The organism is Pseudomonas sp. IT-P171 (assembly GCF_949767765.1).
GTDB classification, from domain to species: Bacteria; Pseudomonadota; Gammaproteobacteria; order Pseudomonadales; family Pseudomonadaceae; genus Aquipseudomonas; species Aquipseudomonas fluorescens_B.
On record NZ_CATKQN010000006.1, the window covers coordinates 14,044 to 36,162 of the forward strand.

The 22,119-nt window shown below is 60.6% G+C and carries 21 protein-coding genes and 1 pseudogene; 15 read left to right on the top strand and 7 right to left on the bottom strand.

Features of this window, described 5'->3' with window-relative positions:
* The first annotated feature begins 104 nt into the window (after positions 1-104).
* The 7 genes from rfbB to ACM6I5_RS05055 are packed head-to-tail and all read left to right on the top strand — an operon-like array spanning position 105 to position 7,190.
* On the top strand, positions 105-1,187 hold the full coding sequence (rfbB, locus tag ACM6I5_RS05025) for a dTDP-glucose 4,6-dehydratase (RefSeq protein WP_017335942.1): 1,083 nt from the start codon (positions 105-107) through the stop codon (positions 1,185-1,187).
* Positions 1,184-2,059 carry a glucose-1-phosphate thymidylyltransferase RfbA gene (gene rfbA / locus ACM6I5_RS05030; protein ID WP_017335941.1) on the top strand — a complete coding sequence of 292 codons (876 nt, stop codon included), beginning with the start codon at positions 1,184-1,186 and terminating at the stop codon, positions 2,057-2,059. Before rfbB ends, rfbA begins: the two co-directional genes overlap by 4 nt.
* On the top strand, positions 2,056-2,601 hold the full coding sequence (gene rfbC / locus ACM6I5_RS05035) for a dTDP-4-dehydrorhamnose 3,5-epimerase (RefSeq protein ID WP_414883304.1): 546 nt from the start codon (positions 2,056-2,058) through the stop codon (positions 2,599-2,601). Before rfbA ends, rfbC begins: the two co-directional genes overlap by 4 nt.
* The gene (gene rfbD, locus ACM6I5_RS05040) at positions 2,598-3,467 is read left to right on the top strand and encodes a dTDP-4-dehydrorhamnose reductase (RefSeq protein WP_414883305.1); all 870 of its coding nucleotides are present in this window, start codon (positions 2,598-2,600) and stop codon (positions 3,465-3,467) included. Before rfbC ends, rfbD begins: the two co-directional genes overlap by 4 nt.
* Before the next feature lie 36 nt (positions 3,468-3,503).
* Complete coding sequence (locus ACM6I5_RS05045; protein ID WP_031318232.1) at positions 3,504-5,312, top strand: sensor histidine kinase; 1,809 nt, start codon at positions 3,504-3,506, stop codon at positions 5,310-5,312.
* Positions 5,309-6,694, top strand: coding sequence for a sigma-54-dependent transcriptional regulator (locus ACM6I5_RS05050; protein WP_414883306.1), 1,386 nt, complete (start codon positions 5,309-5,311; stop codon positions 6,692-6,694). The genes ACM6I5_RS05045 and ACM6I5_RS05050 overlap by 4 nt, the downstream gene beginning before the upstream one ends.
* Positions 6,695-6,734: 40 nt before the next feature.
* On the top strand, positions 6,735-7,190 hold the full coding sequence (locus ACM6I5_RS05055) for a thioesterase domain-containing protein (protein WP_414883307.1): 456 nt from the start codon (positions 6,735-6,737) through the stop codon (positions 7,188-7,190).
* 174 nt (positions 7,191-7,364) lie between these two features.
* Here the strand turns inward: ACM6I5_RS05055 and cysQ are convergent, their stop codons facing one another.
* The gene (cysQ, locus tag ACM6I5_RS05060) at positions 7,365-8,192 is read right to left on the bottom strand and encodes a 3'(2'),5'-bisphosphate nucleotidase CysQ (protein WP_414883308.1); all 828 of its coding nucleotides are present in this window, start codon (positions 8,190-8,192) and stop codon (positions 7,365-7,367) included.
* The gene (nudE, locus tag ACM6I5_RS05065) at positions 8,189-8,755 is read right to left on the bottom strand and encodes an ADP compounds hydrolase NudE (protein ID WP_017335934.1); all 567 of its coding nucleotides are present in this window, start codon (positions 8,753-8,755) and stop codon (positions 8,189-8,191) included. Before nudE ends, cysQ begins: the two co-directional genes overlap by 4 nt.
* A 90-nt stretch (positions 8,756-8,845) precedes the next feature.
* Here nudE and yrfG point away from each other — a divergent pair, with 90 nt between their 5' ends.
* Complete coding sequence (gene yrfG, locus ACM6I5_RS05070) at positions 8,846-9,508, top strand: GMP/IMP nucleotidase (RefSeq protein WP_017335933.1); 663 nt, start codon at positions 8,846-8,848, stop codon at positions 9,506-9,508.
* Between the two features lie 144 nt (positions 9,509-9,652).
* Here the strand turns inward: yrfG and lysM are convergent, their stop codons facing one another.
* Positions 9,653-10,093, bottom strand: a complete 441-nt coding sequence (lysM, locus tag ACM6I5_RS05075; protein ID WP_017335932.1) for a peptidoglycan-binding protein LysM — start codon at positions 10,091-10,093, stop codon at positions 9,653-9,655.
* Positions 10,094-10,229: 136 nt separating this feature from the next.
* On the opposite strand from lysM, the gene ACM6I5_RS05080 reads away from it, so the two are divergent.
* From ACM6I5_RS05080 to ACM6I5_RS05095, 4 genes are all read left to right on the top strand, one after another.
* Positions 10,230-11,117 carry a LysR family transcriptional regulator gene (locus tag ACM6I5_RS05080; RefSeq protein WP_017335931.1) on the top strand — a complete coding sequence of 296 codons (888 nt, stop codon included), beginning with the start codon at positions 10,230-10,232 and terminating at the stop codon, positions 11,115-11,117.
* Positions 11,118-11,211: 94 nt separating this feature from the next.
* Complete coding sequence (fdhD, locus tag ACM6I5_RS05085; protein WP_017335930.1) at positions 11,212-12,051, top strand: formate dehydrogenase accessory sulfurtransferase FdhD; 840 nt, start codon at positions 11,212-11,214, stop codon at positions 12,049-12,051.
* The gene (locus ACM6I5_RS05090; RefSeq protein WP_017335929.1) at positions 12,048-14,396 is read left to right on the top strand and encodes an FdhF/YdeP family oxidoreductase; all 2,349 of its coding nucleotides are present in this window, start codon (positions 12,048-12,050) and stop codon (positions 14,394-14,396) included. The genes fdhD and ACM6I5_RS05090 overlap by 4 nt, the downstream gene beginning before the upstream one ends.
* 339 nt (positions 14,397-14,735) lie before the next feature.
* Positions 14,736-15,215: a glycine zipper domain-containing protein gene (locus ACM6I5_RS05095; protein ID WP_414879894.1), complete on the top strand. Its 480-nt coding sequence runs from the start codon at positions 14,736-14,738 to the stop codon at positions 15,213-15,215.
* 69 nt (positions 15,216-15,284) lie between these two features.
* Here the strand turns inward: ACM6I5_RS05095 and ACM6I5_RS05100 are convergent, their stop codons facing one another.
* The 3 genes from ACM6I5_RS05100 to ACM6I5_RS05110 form a co-directional block, all read right to left on the bottom strand.
* Positions 15,285-15,716, bottom strand: a complete 432-nt coding sequence (locus ACM6I5_RS05100; RefSeq protein WP_017335927.1) for an acyl-CoA thioesterase — start codon at positions 15,714-15,716, stop codon at positions 15,285-15,287.
* A 92-nt stretch (positions 15,717-15,808) separates the two neighbouring features.
* On the bottom strand, positions 15,809-17,035 hold the full coding sequence (locus ACM6I5_RS05105) for a 3-hydroxyacyl-CoA dehydrogenase NAD-binding domain-containing protein (RefSeq protein WP_414883309.1): 1,227 nt from the start codon (positions 17,033-17,035) through the stop codon (positions 15,809-15,811).
* 102 nt (positions 17,036-17,137) lie between these two features.
* Positions 17,138-19,072: an ATP-dependent DNA helicase RecQ gene (locus tag ACM6I5_RS05110; protein WP_414883310.1), complete on the bottom strand. Its 1,935-nt coding sequence runs from the start codon at positions 19,070-19,072 to the stop codon at positions 17,138-17,140.
* A gap of 273 nt (positions 19,073-19,345) precedes the next feature.
* On the opposite strand from ACM6I5_RS05110, the pseudogene ACM6I5_RS05115 reads away from it, so the two are divergent.
* A pseudogene (locus ACM6I5_RS05115) lies at positions 19,346-20,409 on the top strand (S8 family peptidase).
* A gap of 46 nt (positions 20,410-20,455) precedes the next feature.
* Here ACM6I5_RS05115 and ACM6I5_RS05120 read toward each other — a convergent pair.
* Complete coding sequence (locus tag ACM6I5_RS05120; protein WP_414883311.1) at positions 20,456-20,959, bottom strand: polysaccharide deacetylase; 504 nt, start codon at positions 20,957-20,959, stop codon at positions 20,456-20,458.
* A gap of 295 nt (positions 20,960-21,254) precedes the next feature.
* Between ACM6I5_RS05120 and ACM6I5_RS05125 the strand changes: the two genes are divergently transcribed.
* Positions 21,255-21,530: a hypothetical protein gene (locus ACM6I5_RS05125; protein ID WP_414883312.1), complete on the top strand. Its 276-nt coding sequence runs from the start codon at positions 21,255-21,257 to the stop codon at positions 21,528-21,530.
* A 280-nt stretch (positions 21,531-21,810) separates the two neighbouring features.
* The gene (locus ACM6I5_RS05130; RefSeq protein WP_017335921.1) at positions 21,811-22,107 is read left to right on the top strand and encodes a hypothetical protein; all 297 of its coding nucleotides are present in this window, start codon (positions 21,811-21,813) and stop codon (positions 22,105-22,107) included.
* Positions 22,108-22,119: the final 12 nt, after the last annotated feature.

Genomic DNA, 22,119 nt, shown 5'->3' on the forward strand with positions numbered 1-22,119 from the left:
CAACAAAACCCAAATAGCTGTCACAACCCTATTGCACCACCCCTCTCCTGCCGACAAGCTATGCTCATTTGCTTCAATCGTCTTACAGATAAAGGCTGGCCAACATGCGTATTCTCATCACCGGCGGTGCCGGTTTCATTGGCTCTGCCCTGGTTCGTCACTTGATCCGGCATACTGAGCATGAAGTGCTCAACCTGGACAAACTGACCTACGCCGGCAATCTGGAATCGCTGACCAGCATTGCCAACGACACACGCTACGAATTCGTGCAGGCCGATATCGTGGATCAGGCCACCGTCAGTGCCGTACTGGCCCGTTTCCAGCCGCATGCGATCATGCATCTGGCGGCCGAGTCCCATGTCGACCGTTCCATCGACGGTCCGTCGGATTTCATTCAAACCAATATCGTCGGCACGTACAGCCTGCTCGAGGCAACCCGCGCCTACTGGCAGACCCTGGCCGAGCCCGAAAAAAGCGCTTTCCGTTTTCACCACATTTCCACGGACGAGGTGTACGGCGACCTGCATGGCGTCGATGACCTGTTCACGGAAACAACCCCGTACGCGCCAAGTTCACCGTATTCCGCCAGCAAGGCGGCCTCCGACCATCTGGTCCGCGCCTGGCAACGCACCTACGGCCTGCCGGTGTTGCTGACCAACTGCTCGAACAACTACGGGCCGTTCCACTTCCCCGAAAAACTGATCCCGCTGGTGATTCTCAACGCCCTCGCCGGCAAGCCGCTGCCTGTCTACGGTAACGGCCTGCAGGTTCGCGACTGGCTGTTTGTCGAGGATCACGCCCGCGCACTGTTCAAAGTGGTCACCGAAGGCGTGGTCGGCGAGACCTACAACATCGGCGGTCACAACGAGCAGAAGAACATTGATGTAGTGCGTGGCATCTGCGCGCTGCTCGAAGAGCTGGCGCCAAACAAACCTGAAGGCGTCGCGCATTTCGCCGACCTGATCACTTTCGTCCAGGACCGTCCTGGCCATGACCTGCGCTACGCGATCGATGCCAGCAAGATTGAGCGCGAACTTGGCTGGACGCCCGAAGAAACCTTCGAGACCGGCCTGCGCAAAACCGTCCAGTGGTATCTGGAAAACCTGGAGTGGTGCCGCCGAGTTCAGGACGGCAGCTATCAGGGTGAACGACTGGGCGCCATCAATACCAAGGAGTTGATCGCATGATGAAAGGAATTGTGTTGGCCGGGGGCTCGGGCACGCGTCTGCACCCGATTACGCTGGGCGTGTCCAAACAGCTGCTGCCGATCTACGACAAACCGATGATCTACTACCCGATCTCGGTCCTGATGCTGGCCGGCATCAAGGAAATCCTGGTGATCTCCACACCGCAGGACCTGCCGCAATATCGCGGCCTGTTGGGGGACGGCAGTCAGTTCGGCGTGCATTTCAGCTATGCCGAACAGCCTTCGCCCGATGGCCTGGCCCAGGCCTTTCTGATTGGTGAGGAATTCATTGGCAAGGATCCGGTGTGCCTGATCCTCGGCGACAACATCTTCCATGGTCAACGCTTTAGCGAGCAATTGATTAACGCCGTCAATCGTCCTTCTGGCGCCACCGTGTTCGGCTACTGGGTCAAAGACCCGGAGCGCTTCGGCGTGATCGATTTCGACGACGAAGGCCGTGCCCTGTCGATCGAAGAAAAGCCGAAAGCCCCGAAATCCAGCTATGCCGTGACCGGCCTGTATTTCTACGACAACGATGTGATCGAGATCGCCAAGGCCGTGAAGCCCTCGCCTCGCGGCGAACTGGAGATCACCGACGTCAACAATGCCTACCTCAAGCGTGGCGATCTGCAGGTCGAGCGCTTCGGCCGCGGATTTGCCTGGCTGGACACCGGCACTCACGACAGCTTGCTCGAAGCGTCCCAGTATGTGCAGACCATCGAGCATCGCCAAGGGTTGAAAGTCGCCTGCCTCGAAGAAATCGCTTACGAAAAAGACTGGATCGACCGCGAGCATTTGCTCGAGCGCGCCAAGTATTTTGGCAAGACCGGTTATGGTCAGTACCTTTACAAACTGGCTGAGGGTGGACAATGAATGTGATTGAAACCGCGTTGCCCGGTGTGTTGATCCTTGAACCCAAGGTCTTCGGGGATGAGCGCGGCTTTTTCTACGAAAGCTTCAATGCCAGGGCCTTCGAAGAGGCGACCGGCCTGAAGAGACAGTTCGTTCAGGACAACCACTCTCGCTCGCAAAAAGGCGTCCTGCGCGGCCTGCACTACCAACTGGAAAACACCCAGGGAAAACTGGTGCGGGTAACGGTTGGCGAAGTGCTCGATGTCGCGGTGGATGTTCGTCGCAGCTCAGCGAATTTCGGCAAATGGGTGGCGGTGCGTCTGACCGCGGAAAACCGTCACCAACTCTGGGTACCGGAAGGTTTTGCCCATGGATTTGTAGTACTGAGCGACGTCGCCGAGTTCCTCTACAAGACCACGGACTACTACAACCCGTCCGCCGAACGTTGCATCCGTTGGGACGACCCGACGCTTGCCATCGATTGGCAACTGGATGAAGCCCCCCAGCTTTCGGCCAAAGACCAACTAGGCAAAACCTTGCAAGAGATCGATCTGTTTCCATGAGAATTCTTATTAGCGGTCAACATGGACAGGTTTCAAGCGAGTTGCAGAAACGCCTGACGGTTTTGGGGGAGTTGGTGGTTCCGGGTCGCGATCAGCTTGACCTGGCGCAACCGGAACAGATCCGCCAGCAGGTGCGGCGTGTTCGTCCCGACCTGATCATCAACGCCGCGGCTTATACGGCGGTCGACAAGGCTGAAAGCGAGAAAGCAGCGGCGTTCTCCGTCAACGCGGAGGCCCCAGGCATTCTGGCGGAAGAAGCGGCGGCGCTGGGCATCCCGCTGATCCACTACTCCACCGATTACGTGTTCGACGGCAGCAAGACTGCGCCTTACAACGAAGCTGACGAACCTCACCCGCTGGGCGTTTACGGCCAGAGCAAACTGGCGGGCGAACACGCCATAACCGCGGCACAGGGCAAGCACCTGATCTTGCGCACCAGTTGGGTCTATTCGACCCACGGCCGCAACTTCCTGCTGACCATGCAACGTCTTCTGCAGGAAAAACCGGAGCTGCGCATCGTCGCCGACCAGATTGGAGCACCCACCTGGGCCGGCACGATCGCCAACAGCACCCTCGCCCTGATCGAACGCTGGCAGGCCGGCGAGACTGGCGCCTGGGGCACTTATCACCTGACCGCGCAGGGTCAGACCTCGTGGTTCGGTTTCGCCCAGGCCATCGGCGAAGCGCTTCGGGAACAGGGAAAGCCTTGCGCAAACCTGCTGCCGATTACCACCAGCGACTACCCGACACCCGCCAGCCGCCCGCTGAACTCGCGCCTGGATTGCAGTCGCCTGCAGCGCGAATGGGGCGTCAGTCAACCTGACTGGCAAACCGCGCTGCGCGAGTGTCTTGCCGGACAAGCCTAGGCATAATGCGCCTGTACCCACAGGCGCCTGATGCTCATGAACTCGACCCTTCCACGCCGACCCCGCTGGCGCAGCCTGGCTCTGCTTGCGCTGTGCCTCGCGCCATTGCTGTGGCCGCTGGAGCATCTGGCCGAGCGTTATTACCGCAGCGAACTGGCCGGGCAGAACCGTCAGACCCTCGACCTGTACGTCGCCAACCTGCTGGGCACACTGCATCGCTATGAAGTGCTGCCGCAGATTCTTGGCGACCTGCCGGCCCTGCGTGCTGACCTGTCTGCACCGGATGATGGCGTCATCCAAGGCAACGCCAACCGGCTGCTGAAAAACATCAGCGCCCAGACCGGCGCCGAAGTCATGTACCTGATGGACACCACGGGCAAGACGCTCGCCGCCTCCAACTGGGACAAACACGACAGTTTCGTCGGGCGCAATTTCGCCTTTCGGCCGTATTTCAGTGAAGCCATGGCCGGGCGTCTGGGGCGCTTCTTCGGCCTGGGCACCACGTCGGCCAAACGTGGCTACTTCTTCGCAGCCGCGGTCCGGGATCGCGAAAAAATCATCGGCGTGCTGGTGGTCAAGGTTGACCTGGACCACACCGAAAGCCTCTGGGGCAAAACCCCGGAACAACTGCTGGTGACTGACCACAACGGCGTGGTCATTCTCACTTCGCGGCCGGAATGGCGTTTTCGCGCGACCCGTCCGTTGAGCGACGCGGAACGCGAGGCGATCACCGCGATTCAGCCCTACCCGACCCGAGAACCCAAGCCGTTGAACCTTGATCCGGACGCGTGGCTGACCCAGACCCGGCAGATCGATGAAACCGGCTGGAGCGTCAGCATCCTTGCGCCGCGCACCCTGATCGACCGCCCGGTGCGCACGGTGGTCGCCATTGGCGGCGCGACGCTGCTGGTGTTGATGCTGCTGCTCGGCCTGATGATGCAACGCCGCCGCCACTACCTCGATCGAATCGCCTTCGAAGCCAAGGCCCGTCGGGAACTGGAGGGCCGCGTCGCCGAACGCACCAGCGACCTCGAAGGCCTCAACCGTCGGCTGAAACAGGAAGTGCTGGAGCGTGAAAATGCCCAGCAGGAATTGGTGCGCGCCCAGGATGATCTGGTGCAGGCGGGCAAGCTGTCGGCGCTCGGGACCATGTCGGCGAGCATCAGCCACGAACTCAATCAACCGCTGGCGGCGATTCGCAGCTACGCGGAAAACGCCGAAGTGCTGCTTGATCACGAGCGCACCGACGATGCGCGCGGCAACCTCAAGCTGATCAGCGAACTGACCGGGCGCATGGCCTCGATCATCGCGCACCTGCGTGCCTTTGCCCGGCGTGATCGCCACGCCCCGGAAAGCGTTGCGCTGCAACCGGCGCTGGATGACGCGCTGGCGCTGTTGGCCAAGCGCCGGCGGAGCATGGAGGTCGAGTTGATCCGAGATTTGCCGGCCGCCACGCTGTGGGTCGAAGCCGGGGAAACCCGTTTGCGTCAGGTGCTCGGCAACCTGCTGGCCAACGCGCTGGACGCGCTGACGGAAAAAGGCCCGCCGCGTAAACTCTGGTTGAGTGCCCAATCCACCGCCGATGGCGTCATTCTGTACATTCGCGACAACGGCCCTGGCTTTTGCATGGAAGCCCTCGGCCGCGCCAGCGAGCCTTTCTACACCACCAAGACCCGCACGCAGGGCCTGGGCCTGGGGCTGGCGATTTGCGAGACCCTGATGCGCGCCTTCGGGGGTGAACTGTCGTTCGCCAACCACAAGGAAGGCGGTGCCTTGATTACCCTGAAACTGCGCGCAGGCGCACCGGGCGTGAGCCTGCAACCGTCCGAGGACCGAAGTGCATGACCATCGACAACCGCATCCAGGTCGTGTTGATCGACGACGATCCGCATCTGCGCCAAGCCTTGAGCCAGACGCTGGACCTGGCGGGCCTGAAAATCCTGCCGCTCGCCGAAGCCAAGGGCGTGGCCGGGCAACTGGAACGTGACTGGCCGGGAGTAGTGGTCAGCGACATTCGCATGCCGGGCATGGACGGTCTTGAGTTACTGACCGAACTGCACGCGCAAGACCCGGAGCTGCCCGTGCTGCTGATCACCGGTCACGGCGACGTGCCGCTGGCCGTGCAAGCGATGCGCACCGGAGCTTATGACTTTCTGGAAAAACCCTTCGCCAGCGACGCCCTGCTCGACAGCGTGCGCCGTGCATTGGCCTTGCGCCGGCTGGTGCTGGACAACCGCAGTCTGCGTCTGGCCCTGAGCGACCGCAATGAACTGAGCGCAAGACTGGTCGGGCAATCGGCGCCGATGCTGCGTTTGCGCGAACAGATCGGTGCACTGGCCGCGACCAAGGCCGACGTGCTGATCCTCGGCGAAACCGGTGCCGGCAAAGAAGTCGTGGCCAGGGCCCTGCACGATTTGTCGAACCGGCGTAACGGCCCGTTCGTGGCCATTAACGCCGGGGCCCTCGCCGAATCCGTGGTGGAAAGCGAGTTGTTCGGTCATGAACCGGGCGCGTTTACCGGGGCGCAGAAGCGCCGTATCGGCAAGTTCGAATTCGCCAGCGGCGGCACAGTCTTCCTCGATGAAATCGAAAGCATGAGCCTGGACGTGCAGGTGAAGCTGCTGCGCTTGCTGCAAGAGCGGGTGGTCGAGCGTCTGGGGGGCAATCAGCTGATCCCGCTGGACATCCGCATCATCGCCGCGACCAAGGAAGACCTGCGCCAGTCCGCCGATCAGGGACGCTTCCGCGCCGACTTGTATTACCGTCTCAACGTCGCACCGCTGCGGATTCCGCCGCTGCGCGAACGCGGTGAAGACGCGCTGATGCTGTTCCAGCATTTTGCCGATGAAGCCAGCGCTCGCCATGGCTTGCCGCCCCATGAACTGCAGCCGGGGCAACGGGCGCTGCTGCTGCGTCACACCTGGCCGGGTAACGTGCGGGAATTGCAGAACGCCGCCGAACGCTTCGCCCTGGGCCTGGAACTGGCACTGGACAACAACGCGCCGGAGGCTGGAGCGAGCACAACGGTTGAAGCGTTCAGCGGCGGATTGAGCGAACAGGTGGAAAACTTCGAGAAATCGCTGATTGCCGCCGAACTGGCGCGCTCTCACAGCTCGGTCCGCAGCCTCGCCGAAGCCCTCGGCATTCCGCGCAAGACCTTGCACGACAAACTGCGCAAGCACGGGCTGAACTTTGCCGACCATCACCCGACCGACGAACTCGATTGAGTGACCGGCAATCCTTACTCCTCAAGCAAAAGGCCCATTCATGAACCGCGACAGTCGTCATCTGGAATCAGTCCTGCACCGCGACATTCCCCTGACGCAGGCCATGGGCGTCAAAGTGCTCGACTGGCATGAGCAGCAATTGCGCCTGTACTTGCCGCTGGAAGCCAACGTCAATCACAAGAGCACCATGTTCGGCGGCAGCCTGTATTGCGGCGCGGTGCTGGCGGGCTGGGGCTGGCTGCACTTGCGTCTGCGCGAGGAAGGGATTGAGGACGGGCACATCGTGATCCAGGAAGGGCAGATCAGCTATCCGCTGCCGGTGACCATGGACGCGACGGCGATTTGCCAGGCGCCGAGTGCGGCGGTATGGAAGAAGTTCTTGGCGATGTATGGACGCTATGGGCGGGCGCGGTTGACGTTGCACTCTCGGATTGTGAATGCCGATAGCGATGACGATGCAGTAACGTTCACCGGGCAGTACGTCCTTCACCGCTAACGACACAACACCTGTGGCGAGGGAGCTTGCTCCCGCCGGGTCGCGGAGCGGCCCCAAGGCCAGCCACCGCGCAATATCATTTAAATCCCGGTGCCTGAATTGCGGCTGCTGCGCAGCCGAGCGGGACGGTGCGGCGTTCCGACAAGCTCCCTCGCCACAAGGCGTGTGCGCAGATCAGGAACGGGCGAGTTCCAGCAGTTTTTCCCGCCAGGCAGCCTTCGCCGGCAGCGCCAGGAAAAACTCGTTCAGCAAAGACTCCCGCGCCGGATAACTGAACGGCACGCCGCTCAACTCCAGCACTTCACCGCCGGCTCCTTCCAGCACACCTTGGGCCGCCGCCGTATCCCACTGCGAAGTCGGTGCCAGGCGCGGATAACAATCGGCCGCGCCTTCCGCCAGCAGGCAAAATTTCAGCGAACTGCCGATATTGGCCAGTTGCAACTCACCGAGGCTGTCGCTCAGTCCGGCCAGCAAGCGTTCTTGTTCAGGGCTTGAATGCCGACGACTGGCAACGACCGTGAACGCCTCTCCAGGAGCCAGAGCATTGCGAACCTGAATCGGCGATGGCTCGGCGTCTTTATCGCCACGCCACGCACCCAGCCCGGCACCGCCAACATAGAAACGCCCGTTGGTCGGCATCGACACCACACCAAACACCACGCGACCTTGCTCGATCAGCGCGATGTTGACGGTGAACTCTTCGCTGCCCGAGATGAACTCCTTGGTCCCGTCCAGCGGATCGACCAGCCACCAGCGCTGCCAGGCGGCACGCACGCTCTGCGGGATGTTGGCGTCCTCTTCGGACAACACCGGAATGCTTGGGTCCAGCGCGGTCAGCCCGGCCAGAATCAGATGATGAGCGGCAAGGTCGGCCGCGGTGACCGGTGAATCGTCAGCCTTGGCGGTCACCGCAGTGCCGGTACGCCAAAACGGCAGGATGGCGTCGCCCGCCTTCAATGCCAGTTCAACCACCGGCGCCATCAAGGGATGCGGAAAATTCATGGCAGGAATACCCCGCGCTGAGTCAGCAGATCGCGGGCCAGGTACAGCGCCGCCAAGGCACGGCCCTCAGTGAATCGCGGGTTCTGTGCCAGGCCGGACAGTTCACGCAGATTGATCTTGTCCACGCCCATAGGTTCGGGCTCGTCGCCCTCTAGCCGTTCTTCGTACAAGTCGGTGGCCAGGACCACCTGAATTTTCTGGCTCATGTAACCCGGCGACAAGGACAACTCGGTCAGATGCTCCAGCTGTCGCGCGCCATAACCGGCTTCTTCCTTGAGCTCGCGCTCCGCCGCCGCCAACACGTCTTCACCCGGTTCGATCAAGCCCTTGGGCAAAGACAGCTCGTATTCATCGGTGCCGCCGCAATATTCCTCGACCAGCACCGCGTGGTCTGCATCGATCATCGCCACGATCATCACCGCGCCATACCCGGCGCCCTTGCCGACCAGTCGTTCATATGTGCGCTCCACGCCATTGGAAAAGCGCAGTTTCAGCTCTTCGACGCAGAATAAACGGCTGGTGGCGACAATCTCGCGGGCGAGGACGGTGGGTTTCTGGCGCATGAAAAGCTCCTTGGCGTGAACGCGTTACTATACCCGGCCTATCCTGATTGTTGACCTCGGATATCTTTTTTACCGTTGGAGAAGTTTTTTATGTCACTGCTGCCGTGGCGCGACATCGACACCGTTCTGCTGGACATGGACGGCACGCTGCTGGACCTGCACTTCGACAATCATTTCTGGCTGGAGCATTTGCCCCAGCGTTACGCCGAGTTGCACGGGGTGAGCCGGGCCATGGCCGAGATGGAATTGCAGCCGCTGTTCGAACGCAACGCCGGCCAGTTGCAGTGGTATTGCCTGGATTTCTGGAGCGCCGAGCTGAAGCTGCCGGTGCGCGAACTGAAACTGGAAACCGCGCACCTGATCGCTTTGCGCCCCGATGCGGATACATTTCTGGAGGCGATCAGGAAGGCGGGCAAACGGGTAGTGATGATCACCAATGCGCACCGGGACTCGTTGTCACTGAAGCTGGAACGAATTGAACTGGCGCCCTACTTCGAGCGGCTGATCAGCTCTCACGATTACGGCTTCCCCAAGGAGAATCCACAGTTTTGGGAGGCCTTGCAGGCGGACATCGGCTTCGATCCGGCGCGCAGCCTGTTTATCGACGATACGTTGCCGATCCTGCGCAGTGCGCGGGATTTCGGTGTTGCGCATTTGTTGGCAGTGCGGGAACCGGACAGCCGCAAAGGGCCGAAAGACACGGCGGAGTTTGTGGCGGTGATCGATTATCGGGAGCTGATTGCCGGGCTTTGAGACTTGTGGCGAGGGAGCTTGCTCCCGCTGGAGTGCAAAGCGCTCCCAATCTGACTGAAGTTTCCTTCAGAGAATTGCGGCTGCTGCGCAGCCGAGCGGGACGGTGCGGCGTTCCGACAAGCTCCCTCGCCACAGGTTTATGTGTTACTCCGGAATCCGCAACGACTGCCCCGGATAAATCTTGTTCACATCCTTGAGCATCGGCTTGTTGGCCTCGAAGATTTTCTGATACTTGTTGGCATCGCCATATACGCGCAAGGAAATCGCACTCAGGGTGTCGCCCTTCACAACCGTGACAAAGGTCGCAGCCTTCACCACCGGCCCGGTCACCGTAATCTGGTCATCCACGCTCCCGACGCCGGCGATATTGCCCACCGCCAACAGAATCTTCTCCTTCTCTTCCTGACTGCCGACTTCACCTGTCACCGTGACCTTGTCGCCATCCACTGTCGCCTGCACATTCGGGTTACCCAGGCCGACCTTGCTGATGTGTTCCTTCAACTGCTCGCTGGCATTGGCGTTGCCGGGTGTCAGCAGATCGATAAGTTTTTCGCCTGCTTCTTTCACAAAGCTAAAAATACTCATGGTGCACGCTCCTTGGGTTTAGGGTTCCAGACGCAAAAGCCTAGACCAAGGTTGCAACCCTCGGTTCTCACCCGACCAATGACGCCGCTTGCCCCCAGGCGCTAGAATCCCGACCTTCCCGCGCCCTGGAGCGAAGATGGACATCAAGCAACTGAAATTCCTCATCGCCCTCGACGAAACCCGTCACTTCGGCCAGGCCGCCGCACGTTGTCACATCACCCAGCCGACCTTGTCCATGCGTCTGCGCAGCCTCGAAGAAGAGCTGGAGCTGCCATTGGTCAACCGCGGCCAACGCTTCGAAGGCTTTACCGCGCCTGGCGAGCGGGTGCTGGCCTGGGCGCGCACCGTGCTGGCGGCCTGTGACGGTTTGCAGGCCGAGGCCGCCGCCTGTCGCGGCAACCTGGTCGGTACGCTGCGTCTGGGCGTGGTGCCCTTGTCGAGTTTCGATCCGCTGCCCCTGCTACAACGCCTGCACACCGAACACCCGAACCTGCGTTTCGAACTCTCTGCGCTGAGCTCCGAGCAGATCCTCGAACAACTGGCGAACAATCGCCTGGACCTCGGTGTGTCGTACCTGGAACGCCTGGACGCCGAACGCTTCGACTCCCTCACCTTCAGCGAAACCCGCATGGGCCTGCTCTACGATCAGCGCTTTTTCACGTTCGGCGAGGCACCGCTGAGCTGGGAGTCGTTGATTGAACTGCCGCTGGGCATGCTCACCAGCGGCATGCATTTCCGCCAGTCCATCGATCACAATTTCCACAGCCGCGGCCTCACCCCCCAGCCGCTGTTGCAGACCGATGCCGTGCATCAACTGTTACAAGCTGTGCACGGTGGTTTGTGTTGCGCCGTGATGCCGCTGGACGGTGGGCTGGAAAACCTGACCGATCATCTGCGTTTGCAACCGATCGAAAACGCGCAGACCCTCGGCCAACTGGGGCTGATCATGCGTCGCAGCGCGCCGCGGTCAGCGCTGGCGGAAGCCTGTTTTGCGATCTATCAGAAATCGCCAACCATCTCTTGATCGACGTCATCTATCGGCAGATCAGTAATAGCGATTAGACGCGACACTTTGACGCGCATAGGCTTAAACCTGACTAAACCGTCGGTGATGCCTGATGAAAGCCAAGCGCCCTGTTTGCGCGGCGCCAGCCCTCGAAGCGCCCGCGCCCGCCGCCAGCCAAACCTACAGTTACAGCGATCTTCAATACACCGAATCGGCCAGTACCGCGCTGGCCGAAGAAGTCGCGCTGGCGATTGCCTTCAACGGCATCAGCCAGGCGGTGATGCTGGTGACGCCAACGGATCTGGAAGACTTCATTGTCGGTTTCAGCCTCGGCAGCGGCATCATCGAAGACGCCTCCGACATTTATGACCTGCAACTCAGCGGCTCGGGTTCGGCGCAATACGCGCAAGTGACCATCGCCAACCGCGCCTTCTGGAACCTCAAGCAGCAGCGTCGGCAATTGGCCGGCACCAGCGGTTGCGGACTGTGTGGCGTGGAAGCGGTGGAGCAAGCCTTGCCGGACCTCAAGGTGTTGCCCGGCGCCCCCCTACCACCCGCCGAATGGCTTGACGGCTTGCGCCAGCGCATCAGCGCGTTTCAGCCTCTGGGTCAGCATTGCGGCGCGGTGCATGCGGCGGTGTTCATGAACGCCGAAGGCGAATTGCTGCTGGGTCGCGAAGACATTGGCCGGCACAACGCCCTCGACAAACTGATCGGCGGGCTGATCCGGCAAAAAATCCCGACCACCGGCGGCCTGGCGATTGTCACCAGCCGTTGCAGCCTCGAATTGATCCAGAAAGTGTTGCGCGCAGGCATCCAGACCCTCGTCAGCCTGTCCTCGCCCACGGGCCTGGCCGTGCAATGGGCCCGCCGCCATAACCTCAATCTCATCCACCTGCCGCAGAAAAGTGCGCCGCGGGTATATAGCCCTGCGTTGGAGAATCAAGCGTGAGTCAACATCGTCAAGCCGACCAGACACCCGTCCCCCGCTACAAGCCCTACAAAGGCCCGGCCGGTGGTTGGGGCGCGCTGATCAGCGTTGCCCAGGCCTGGTTGACCAGCGACAACGCGCTGAAAAACCTGCGCATGATGCTCAAGACCAACAAGAACGGCGGCTTCGACTGCCCCGGTTGCGCCTGGGGCGATTCCAATGAAGCCGGCATGGTGGCGTTCTGCGAGAACGGCGCCAAAGCGGTGAACTGGGAAGCGACCAAACGCCGTGTCGACGGCAAGTTCTTCGCCAAACACAGCGTCACCCAGCTGCTGGAGCAGAGCGACTACTGGCTTGAATATCAGGGCCGCCTGACCGAGCCATTGAGCTACAACGCCGAAACCGATCGCTACCAACCGATCAGCTGGGACGATGCGTTTGCCCTGATCGCCAAGCATCTGCGCGGTTTGTCGAGCCCGGACCAGGCCGAGTTCTACACCTCGGGACGTGCCAGCAACGAAGCGGCGTACCTCTATCAATTGTTCGTGCGCGCCTACGGCACCAACAACTTCCCCGACTGCTCGAACATGTGCCACGAGGCCAGCGGTGTTGCGTTGTCGCAGAGCGTTGGCGTCGGCAAAGGCACCGTGACCTTCGATGACTTCGAGCACGCCGATGCGATTTTCGTCTGGGGCCAGAACCCCGGCACCAACCACCCACGGATGCTCGAACCGTTGCGCGAAGCGGTCAAACGTGGCGCTCAAGTGGTGTGTATCAACCCGCTGAAAGAACGGGGACTGGAACGTTTCCAGCACCCGCAACACCCGCTCGAAATGCTCACCAACGGCGACAAGCCGACCAACACCGCGTACTTCCGTCCGGCACTGGGCGGCGACATGGCGATCATGCGCGGCATGGCCAAGTTCCTGCTGCAATGGGAGCGCGATGCGCAGAAGGCGGGTGAGCCTGCCGTGTTCGACCACGACTTCCTCAATGAACACAGCGTCAACGTGCTGGACTACCTGGGCGTCGTCGACGACACCTCGTGGGAGCAGATCGTCGAGCAATCTGGCCTGCCCCTAGTCGAAATCGAAAAAGCCGCGCGCATGTACGCCAAAGGCAAGAACGTCATCATGTGCTGGGCCATGGGTATCACCCAGCATCGTCATTCGGTGGCGACCATCCAGGAAATCGCCAACCTGATGCTCTTGCGCGGCAACATCGGGCGGCCGGGCGCGGGCCTGTGCCCGGTGCGTGGCCACAGTAATGTGCAGGGCGACCGGACCATGGGTATCAACGAGCGTCCGCCGGTGGCGTTCCTCGACGCCCTGGAACGTCGTTTCCAGTTCAAGGTGCCGCGTGAAAACGGCCACAACGTGGTTGAAGCGATTCACGCCATGGCCGAAGGTCGGGCAAAAGTGTTCATCGCCCTGGGTGGCAACTTCGCCCAAGCCACCCCTGACAGTCCGCGGACCTTCCAGGCGCTGAGCAATTGTGACCTGACCGTGCAGATCAGCACCAAGCTCAACCGCAGCCACCTGGCCCACGGTAAAGACGCGCTGATCCTGCCGTGCCTGGGCCGGACCGACATCGACCGGCAAACCGAAGGCCCTCAAGCAGTGACCGTCGAAGACTCGTTCAGCATGGTCCACGCCTCCAATGGCCAGTTGGAGCCGCTGTCGAACCAGATGCGCTCGGAGCCGGCGATTCTTGCCGGTATCGCGGCCGCCACGCTGGGCAGCCACCCCGTGGACTGGAATTGGCTGGTAGCGGACTACAACCGCATCCGCGACTTGATTGCCGACACCATTCCCAACTTCAAGGACTTCAACGAGAGGATCAAGAACCCTGGTGGTTTTTACCTCGGCAACAGTGCCGGTGCGCGCAAATGGAACACTGCATCAGGCCGGGCCAATTTCCGCCCGAACGTATTGCCCAAGGACCTGGTGCACGAACGCACCCGCGCCACTGGCGTATTGCCGGACCTGATCCTGCAGTCAATGCGTTCCCACGATCAATACAACACGACGATCTATGGCTTGAATGACCGTTATCGCGGCGTGAAAGGTCAGCGTGACGTGTTGTTCGTCAACGAAGCCGACATTATTCGCCTGGGCTTCAAGCCTGGGCAGAAGGCCGACATCGTGTCGATCTGGGACGATGGCGTAGAGCGTCGGGTGAAGGGCTTCACGCTGCTGGCGTTTGATATTCCTGCGGGGCAAGCGGCTGCGTATTACCCGGAAGTGAACCCGCTGGTGCCTCTGGAGAGCACCGGGGATGGCAGCCATACGCCGACGTCGAAGTTTGTGGCGATCCGGTTGGAAGCGGCGAGTGAGACCGGGTTGATCATGGCCAAGTCAGCTTAACGCGCACACCCTGTGGCGAGGGAGCTTGTCGGAACGCCGCACCGCTGCTTTTTTTGGGGCCGCTTCGCGACCCAGCGGGAGCAAGCTCCCTCGCCACAAGACGATGTACGCGCCTGATTTTCAGCGGCAAGCCAACTTTCCCAACGCCCACAAAAAAGGCCGTTTTTTCACAAAAACGGCCTGTCCGAAGTAGCTAAAGACCGGCGAAAAACACTTAAGTTCCGCCCAAAAAACAGTAACTTAGGTATATCTGCTGAAGTCGTGTCATTCGTCGGATTTCGATTGTAAGCACCCTGCCTCAGCCTCAGGATCGCGCCGTCATCCCCTTGAGGTTCCTCTATGAAGTTCTCCTCGATTCTCTTGTTGTCCCTTGGCCTGGTCAGTGGCTTAGCTTCTGCCGGAGGCACCACCGAAGCAGGTGTGGGCGGCGCATTGGGTGGGGTTTTGGGCTCGGTCGTCGGTCAATCGTTAGGCGGCAACACAGGTTCCACCATCGGCGCAGCCCTGGGCGGCGCGGGTGGTAGCGCAGTCGGCGCAGACAAACGCAGCCGTGGCGAAGCGGCCATTGGCGGTGCGTTGGGCGCAGCGGGCGGTAACGTGGTCGGTCGCAGCATGGGCGGCACCACCGGCAGCCTGATCGGCTCCGCGGCAGGCGGCGGCGCCGGTGGCGCGCTGGGTAACTACATGGGCAACAAGAGCGATGAGGACGATGATCGTCGCTCTCATCGTGGCGGTGATCGTCGCTACTACCGTGATGGTCACCATGATCGTGGCCACCACTACGGTCATCGCAAGCACAAACATCGCTATCGCGACTGAGGCTTGAATCGCCTCGTTTACCGGTAGATCAAAAAGTCGCAGCCCACGGGCTGCGATTTTTTTTGCCGGTCAAACCACCAACCGCTCCAGCGCACCGCGCAATCCGCCAGGAATCGCCACCGGCTGATTCGATGTCCGATCCACGAACACATGTACGAAGCGCCCCGCCGCACAGGCGTCGTCTTCACCCGCCTTGAACACCGCCAGTTCGTATTGCACAGAGCTGTTGCCCAGCTTGCCCACCCGCAAACCGATCTCGATCCGGTCGGGGAAAGCGATGGAGGCAAAGTAATCGCACGCCGAACTCACGACAAAACCCACGACTTCGCCGTCATGAATATCCAGGCCGCCGACTTCGATCAGATACGTGTTCACCGCCGTGTCGAAAAAGCTGTAGTAGGTGACGTTGTTGACGTGACCGTAAGCATCGTTGTCGTGCCAGCGAGTGGTGATGGGCTGGAAGTGCGGGTAGTCGGTGCGTTGAGGCATCGGGTTGGACATCAGGTTCGATTCCTGGAGTTGGATGGCGAGTTTAAGGCGGAAACCGCGTCGTACTCATCGCAAGCCTGCTCGCGATGGCGTCATTAAAGACACTACAAATCAGCAAACCCCTTACCCACCGCCGCCAACTCCCCAATCAACCGCGCCGGCTGCCAGTGATCACCCTGCCGGGTCTCCAGCGCCAACAACCGCTGATGAATGTCCGTCAACCCTTGCTGATCCGCCCAGGCCATCGGCCCGCCCTTGTCCGCCGGGAACCCATAGCCGTTGAGGTACACCAGATCGATGTCGTGCGCCGTTGCAGCAACCCCTTCCTGAAGGATTTTCGCGCCCTCGTTGACCAGCGCCAGCAAGCAGCGCTCCAGAATCTCCTCAGGGCCGATTTCACGACGCTGGAAGCCTAATCCCTCGCTGACTTGCAGCACCAGCGCATCCACTTCCACATCGTGCTCAGCCTGGCGACTGCCGGCTTCGTAGTGGTAATAACCGTTGCCACTCTTCTGGCCGAAACGCCCCAGTTCGCACAGGCGGTTGTCCACCTGGACCTGCGGCGCATCCTGCCCGACACCGGCCAGTTCTCGAGCGCGCCATTGCAGGTCGATGCCGACCACATCGAACATGCGAAACGGCCCCATGGCGAAACCGAAGCCCTGCAACGCCGCATCCACCTGATAGGGATAAGCGCCCTCGAGCAGCATCTTGCGCGCTTCGAGCACGTAGGTATTGAGCATGCGGTTACCGATGAACCCCTCGCAGTTGCCCGACACCACGCTGACCTTGCCCATGCGCTTGCCCAGCTCCAGCGCGGCATCCAGTACCGCCGGCGCAGTCTGTGCGCCACGAACGATTTCCAGCAGTTTCATGATGTGCGCCGGGCTGAAGAAGTGCAGGCCCAGCACTTGTTGCGGACGACGAGTGGCCGCAGCGATCGCGTCGATATCCAGCGCTGACGTGTTGCTCGCCAGAATGGCTTCGGGTTTGAGCAGGCCATCGAGCTCACGGAAAATTTTCTGCTTGAGCTCAAGGTTTTCGTACACCGCCTCAATCACCAGATCGACATCGCGGATCGCTGCGTAATCGGCAGCCGCCGAGATCCGCGCAATACGAGCGTCCGCCTCGGCCTGATCGATCCGCCCCTGACGCACGTTGTGCGCGCAGGTCTCGGCCACGCTGGCCAGCGCTTGCTCAAGCATCTGCGGATTGTTATCCACCCATTGCACCGGCACCCCGGCGTTGGCCAGGCACATGACAATGCCACGGCCCATGGTGCCCGCACCGATGACGGCGGCGCGCTGAATGTTGAACGGTGTCTGGCTCATGATTGTTCTCTTGTTGGCGATCCAAAGACAGTCCCCACCATAGTCAGCCACCGGGCATTTTTGAAATTTATTCCTGTGATGGGGGACATTCAGCGGATGGATCTAACCCGGCAAATGCGCCTCGGCCCAACTCCGCACATCGCCATACGGATAATCCTCCAGCGCTGCAAACCCTGGAATCGATCGGGCCTTGAGCTTGGTAAACAGTGGCACGCTGATCCCGCACAAAAACCGCGTCACGCGCTCCGCTGAGGGAACGCTGCCGACGTGCTGTTCATGCCTGTGGATAAATTCACCGCACAGCGCCTCGAAGTTTTTATCCACAAGCGCCGGCAACTCTGGCGGTGCGGGCAGCCGCGCCACATGCCCGTGACACACCGAACAGTGCCCGCACTGCTGCGGCGCATTTTCGTCGCCGAAATACTCGGCCAGGCGATAACCCAGGCAATGCTCGGTGGCGAACAGATCCAGCATGGCGTGGATTCGCGCGATCTCGGTGCGTTCATGCTGGGTGAAACAAGCATGCAGTTCGGCACTCAGTGCCTGACTGTCGAAGTCCGTTTGCAGCAGGCTGTAGACCTCGGTCATCTGTTTGCTTTCCAGCTCGACCCAGCCCTTTTCCTGGAAATAATCCAGTGCCTTGACCACCCGATCGCGCTCGGCCCGATGCTGCTCGTACAACGCATCGAAATTCACCGTGGCCCAGGTCCGCGCGCGGGTGGAAGTCTGGATGATTGCCGCTACGAAGTCCTTGCGCTCACCCTCGAAGCGGGCCAGCAAGTCTTCCGGCTCCTGCAAATACTTGAAGCGGTATTCGGCGTAATAGGCGTAACGCGGGGCGATGATCCTGCGTAGCTCCAATTGCACCAGCAAGGTCTTGAGCGGTAACTGGCGGATATTGCTCTGATCGGCCAACGGTCCCAGCAGAAACTCCCATTGCCCCTCGGGTGCAGCGGCTTGCAATTCGTCGAGTACGTGACGGATGCCGTCCAATTCCGGCGTGTCGCCGTAGACGAAGTTTTCCAGCACGTTGAGGCTGTCGCGGTTGGCCAGTACCAGGCAGTCCGACGGTTGCCCGTCACGCCCGGCGCGACCGATTTCCTGACTGTAGTTTTCGATGGATTTGGGCAAGTCGAAATGCACCACGTTGCGAATGTCGCTCTTGTCGATGCCCATGCCAAAAGCGATGGTAGCGACGATGCAATTGGACTGACCGCCCATGAAGCGCTTTTGAATCGCTTCCCGTTGTTCATGGGGCAAACCGGCGTGATAGGCCTCGGCCTGCACGCCGTTGCGCCCCAGGTGTTCGGCGATGTGCTCGGCGGTTTTCTGCAAGGTGACGTAGACGATGCTCGGCTGGTCGGGACGCTCCCTCATCCATTCGACCAGGCGTCGACGTTTGTCCTGGCCGCGCACCGGCTCCACCAGCAAGTTGAGGTTCGGCCGATAGAAACCGGTGGTGACCACGTCTTCAGGAGCGATGGAAAATTTCGCTTCCATATCCGCGATCACTTTCGGGGTCGCGGTGGCGGTCAGCAGCAACGCCTGAGGGATGTTGAACTGGCGCTGGTAGTCCGGGAGCTTGAGATAGTCGGGGCGGAAGTTATGACCCCACTCCGAGATGCAATGCGCCTCGTCCACCACCAGCAGCGAGATCGGCACCTGCTGCAAGAAATGGCGAAAGCGCTCGTTCTTCAGGCGCTCCACGGAAATCATCAGAATCTTCAGCTCGCCGGACTTGGCGCGAGCCATCACATCGCTGGCGTCGTCGCGGCTCTGGGCCGAATCGATACTGCCCGCTGCGATCCCGTGTCGCTGAAGAAACGCCAACTGGTCCTGCATCAATGCCAACAGCGGCGAGACCACCAGCGTCAGGTGCGGCAGCAATACCGCCGACATCTGGTAACACAGGGACTTGCCTGAACCCGTGGGGAAAATCGCCGCCGCCGAACGCCCGGCCAGTACAGCGCTGATCGTCGCCTCCTGGCCGGGCCGAAACTGTGGATAACCGAAAACCTGTTCCAGGGTGTTGTGCATAAGCTGTCACTCCGTTGACCGCTGCGAAGCCCAAAGCCTAGCCGGTGATCGCAGCGAGTCGAGAAAAGGTCGGGGGCAAAAACGATACGGGATGATACAGCGTCCATCAGGCCAAACCTTCGCCACAGGTTGAAACAAACGGGGCACTTTGCCTCCCTGACGCTTCACCCCTTTTCACCGGTAAGGTTCACCTTCAAAAAAATTGCCCTCTTCGCGCAATGTTCAACACGGCAGGAAAGCCTGATGTGCGCGGAGATTTACGAAGGAACGACCATGCCTCAACGACCCATTTTTTTACTCCCCCCCGTGCTCGCATTGCCCTTTTTGTTAAGCGGCTGCCTGACGAACCCCACGCAGCCGTCCATCGACCCGACCCCGTTCGAGACACTGGAATATCAGGGCCAGCAAGGCCTGGCGGTGATTAACGCGTCAGCCCTCTACGCCCGAGGCGGCACTGGCCAGGGGGTGGCCGTAGCGCTTGTCGACTCAGGCCTGAACAGCAACTTGCCGGAATTTCAGGGAAGAATCGCTGACCCGGGTTTTGACTATGTCGAGAACCGTGCCGGCACCTTCGACCGGGTGGGTCACGGTACCCAGATGGCCGGCATTCTCGCCGCCAACAAAGATGACCAGGGCATGCACGGTGTCGCCTTCAACGCACAACTGAACCCTTTCGTTTCGGCGACGACAACGAGCCATTTTTCTTCGACACCGAGATTGCACAATCCTGGCAGGCCGGCTTCGACAAAGGTGCGCGCATTCTCAACAACTCGTGGGCCAATGCCATTCCGGCGACAGAGATCAATGAGGCGCGTTACAAGCAGGTCATGCCGGAGTCGTTGGTGACTGCCCGGAAACTGGTTCAGGACGGCGCTGTTTTTGTGTTCCCGACGGGTAACGAACTGAAACGGGAACCGTTGGCTGAACCCGGCTTGCCGATCGCCATACCCGAACTGGAAAAGGGCTGGATCGCCGTGGTTGCACTGAAAAACGACGGCAGCGCCATCAATGCCAAGTCCAACTATTGCGGCGTGGCGGCGGCCTGGTGCATCGCGGTACCGGGCGGCGATTCCGGCGCTGGGCAAGGACTGCTGACCACCAGCAAGGACGGAAAGTACGTGCAGACCGCCGGCACCTCGCCGGCTGCCGCCATGGTCAGCGGAGCCCTGGCAGCATTGCAAAGCCGATACCCCGAACTTACCGCGCAACAAGTACGCGAACGCCTGCTGGCAACAGCGAACCGAACAGGTATCTATGCCAACAGTGAGGCGTACGGTCGAGGTTTGATGGATCTTGAAGCGGCTTCGCGCCAGGCTCCGAAATCCACGATCAACTAAGCCGAAACGGGGAGGACAGCGTCACCGGGACTTGCCCTAGACAGCACTAGGGCACCAACACCGCCACCCGAAGTTGCTCATTCAACGCCTGCTCATGAAACACCTGGCTCTTGCTCGCCCACGCCGCGTGGGCCGGGCTGATTTCGCCGGTGAACGCCGCGGCCAACTGACGCAAATCAGCGACGCTTCGCACACGGGGGCAGAACGGTTCGCCGTCGCAGTCTTGGCTGGCATTGCGGTAGGTGGTCAGCAATCGATCCCACAAGCCATCACGCATCTGGCGTACAGACTTGAGCTTCACCGCCTGCACGCCCAGGCGTTGTTTCAGACCCTGTTCGTCCAGCGCTTCGCTGGCCAGCAGCGCCTTGCCGAACATCAACACCTCAGCGCGAGACGCGGTGTCCATGTTCGCCTGAGTGGTGAGCGCGTCCGGCCAGCCCGTGCGGTCCATGTTGGCCAGCACCATCGAGTTACCCGCGTCAGCCGCGCCGGTCAAACGACACGCCCCCGCCCACAACAACAAAACCGAGGCCATACGTAGCCACTGCATACCTAATTCCCTTTAAGTGCTTAACCAGGCATTTTCGAAATGCCCTACAGATTCTGGCGCGCACGATACAGAGGTTTGCTGCGCTGCGCCTGAGAAACACGTAGGAAAATTCACCTGTAAGGGTTTCGATTAAAAAAACCTCGGGAAACGCGTAGGGCGAATGCCCGAAGGCCAGTAAATCCCCTACAAACTGTGTCGATTGCAGCCGTATTGCCGCAACGCGTCGTCCGCTTCATAGTTTTCGGCGCGGCTGAAACAGTGTCGGCCTGCCAGACTTCCTACAGGACGGACCCAGATGCAAGACCGCTATTGCCCACTCAAAAGCCGCTACAGCGACACCCCGGTCCTGGTCATTGACACCGAGGCCGATCCGCACGAAATCCTCGACGCCGCCCGACAACGCATCCGCGCCGCCAGCGACCTGCTCGAAACGCTGTACTGCCTGTGCTTCAAACAGGCGGACGCGAGCGACATTCCCAACATCGTCAACGCGCTTTACCTGCTGACCCAGGACGGCAACGAACTCCTCGACATCGCCCGCCAACGCCTGCCAAAAATCACCGCAGGTTAATGCCCACCCACACCCCCCTGGAGGAGCGAGGCTTGCCCGCGAAGAACGATAACGCGGTGTGCCTGCATATCAATAAACGAGAGAAATTCGACGGGGGATAAGTACGTAGGCAACGCCCTATCAAAGCTTCATCCCGGTCCTACAACAGAAGGCACCTTGTCGCCTATCGCCAACCGGCGACTCACACCTATAGTCAGACCGTCGCTGCCAAATCAGCGACTCGGGCTTGGTCACTCGACAAAGAGAACGCATATTCCCAATTAATTAGAGGTGTTCTTCAGTGACCATATTAAATCCGTTTCCAAACCGCTACCGCCCACTCGAAACAAACCTCACCGATTCCCCGCCCCTGATCATCGACACAGAGGCCAATCCGCAAGACATCCTCGAAGCCGCCCTCCAGCGCATCCGCGCTTCCAGCGACCTACTCAAAACCCTACATTGCCAATGCTTCAAAAACGGTGACGTCGAAGACATCCCGCATATCACCCACGCCCTCTACCTGTTGACTCAGGACGGCTGCGACCTACTGAAAGTCGCCCAACAACGCATGATGGGCTGGAAAGCACCGGCCTGACACACCGTGTTC

Bases quoted from the DNA above. Each gene is read 5' to 3' on its own strand.
- rfbB (WP_017335942.1), top strand. From the start codon at position 105: ATGCGTATTCTCATCACCGGCGGTGCCGGTTTCATTGGCTCTGCCCTG.
- rfbA (WP_017335941.1), top strand. From the start codon at position 1,184: ATGATGAAAGGAATTGTGTTGGCCGGGGGCTCGGGCACGCGTCTGCAC.
- rfbC (WP_414883304.1), top strand. From the start codon at position 2,056: ATGAATGTGATTGAAACCGCGTTGCCCGGTGTGTTGATCCTTGAACCC.
- rfbD (WP_414883305.1), top strand. From the start codon at position 2,598: ATGAGAATTCTTATTAGCGGTCAACATGGACAGGTTTCAAGCGAGTTG.
- ACM6I5_RS05045 (WP_031318232.1), top strand. From the start codon at position 3,504: ATGAACTCGACCCTTCCACGCCGACCCCGCTGGCGCAGCCTGGCTCTG.
- ACM6I5_RS05050 (WP_414883306.1), top strand. From the start codon at position 5,309: ATGACCATCGACAACCGCATCCAGGTCGTGTTGATCGACGACGATCCG.
- ACM6I5_RS05055 (WP_414883307.1), top strand. From the start codon at position 6,735: ATGAACCGCGACAGTCGTCATCTGGAATCAGTCCTGCACCGCGACATT.
- cysQ (WP_414883308.1), bottom strand. From the start codon at position 8,192: ATGAATTTTCCGCATCCCTTGATGGCGCCGGTGGTTGAACTGGCATTG.
- nudE (WP_017335934.1), bottom strand. From the start codon at position 8,755: ATGCGCCAGAAACCCACCGTCCTCGCCCGCGAGATTGTCGCCACCAGC.
- yrfG (WP_017335933.1), top strand. From the start codon at position 8,846: ATGTCACTGCTGCCGTGGCGCGACATCGACACCGTTCTGCTGGACATG.
- lysM (WP_017335932.1), bottom strand. From the start codon at position 10,093: ATGAGTATTTTTAGCTTTGTGAAAGAAGCAGGCGAAAAACTTATCGAT.
- ACM6I5_RS05080 (WP_017335931.1), top strand. From the start codon at position 10,230: ATGGACATCAAGCAACTGAAATTCCTCATCGCCCTCGACGAAACCCGT.
- fdhD (WP_017335930.1), top strand. From the start codon at position 11,212: ATGAAAGCCAAGCGCCCTGTTTGCGCGGCGCCAGCCCTCGAAGCGCCC.
- ACM6I5_RS05095 (WP_414879894.1), top strand. From the start codon at position 14,736: ATGAAGTTCTCCTCGATTCTCTTGTTGTCCCTTGGCCTGGTCAGTGGC.
- ACM6I5_RS05100 (WP_017335927.1), bottom strand. From the start codon at position 15,716: ATGTCCAACCCGATGCCTCAACGCACCGACTACCCGCACTTCCAGCCC.
- ACM6I5_RS05105 (WP_414883309.1), bottom strand. From the start codon at position 17,035: ATGAGCCAGACACCGTTCAACATTCAGCGCGCCGCCGTCATCGGTGCG.
- ACM6I5_RS05110 (WP_414883310.1), bottom strand. From the start codon at position 19,072: ATGCACAACACCCTGGAACAGGTTTTCGGTTATCCACAGTTTCGGCCC.
- ACM6I5_RS05120 (WP_414883311.1), bottom strand. From the start codon at position 20,959: ATGCAGTGGCTACGTATGGCCTCGGTTTTGTTGTTGTGGGCGGGGGCG.
- ACM6I5_RS05125 (WP_414883312.1), top strand. From the start codon at position 21,255: ATGCAAGACCGCTATTGCCCACTCAAAAGCCGCTACAGCGACACCCCG.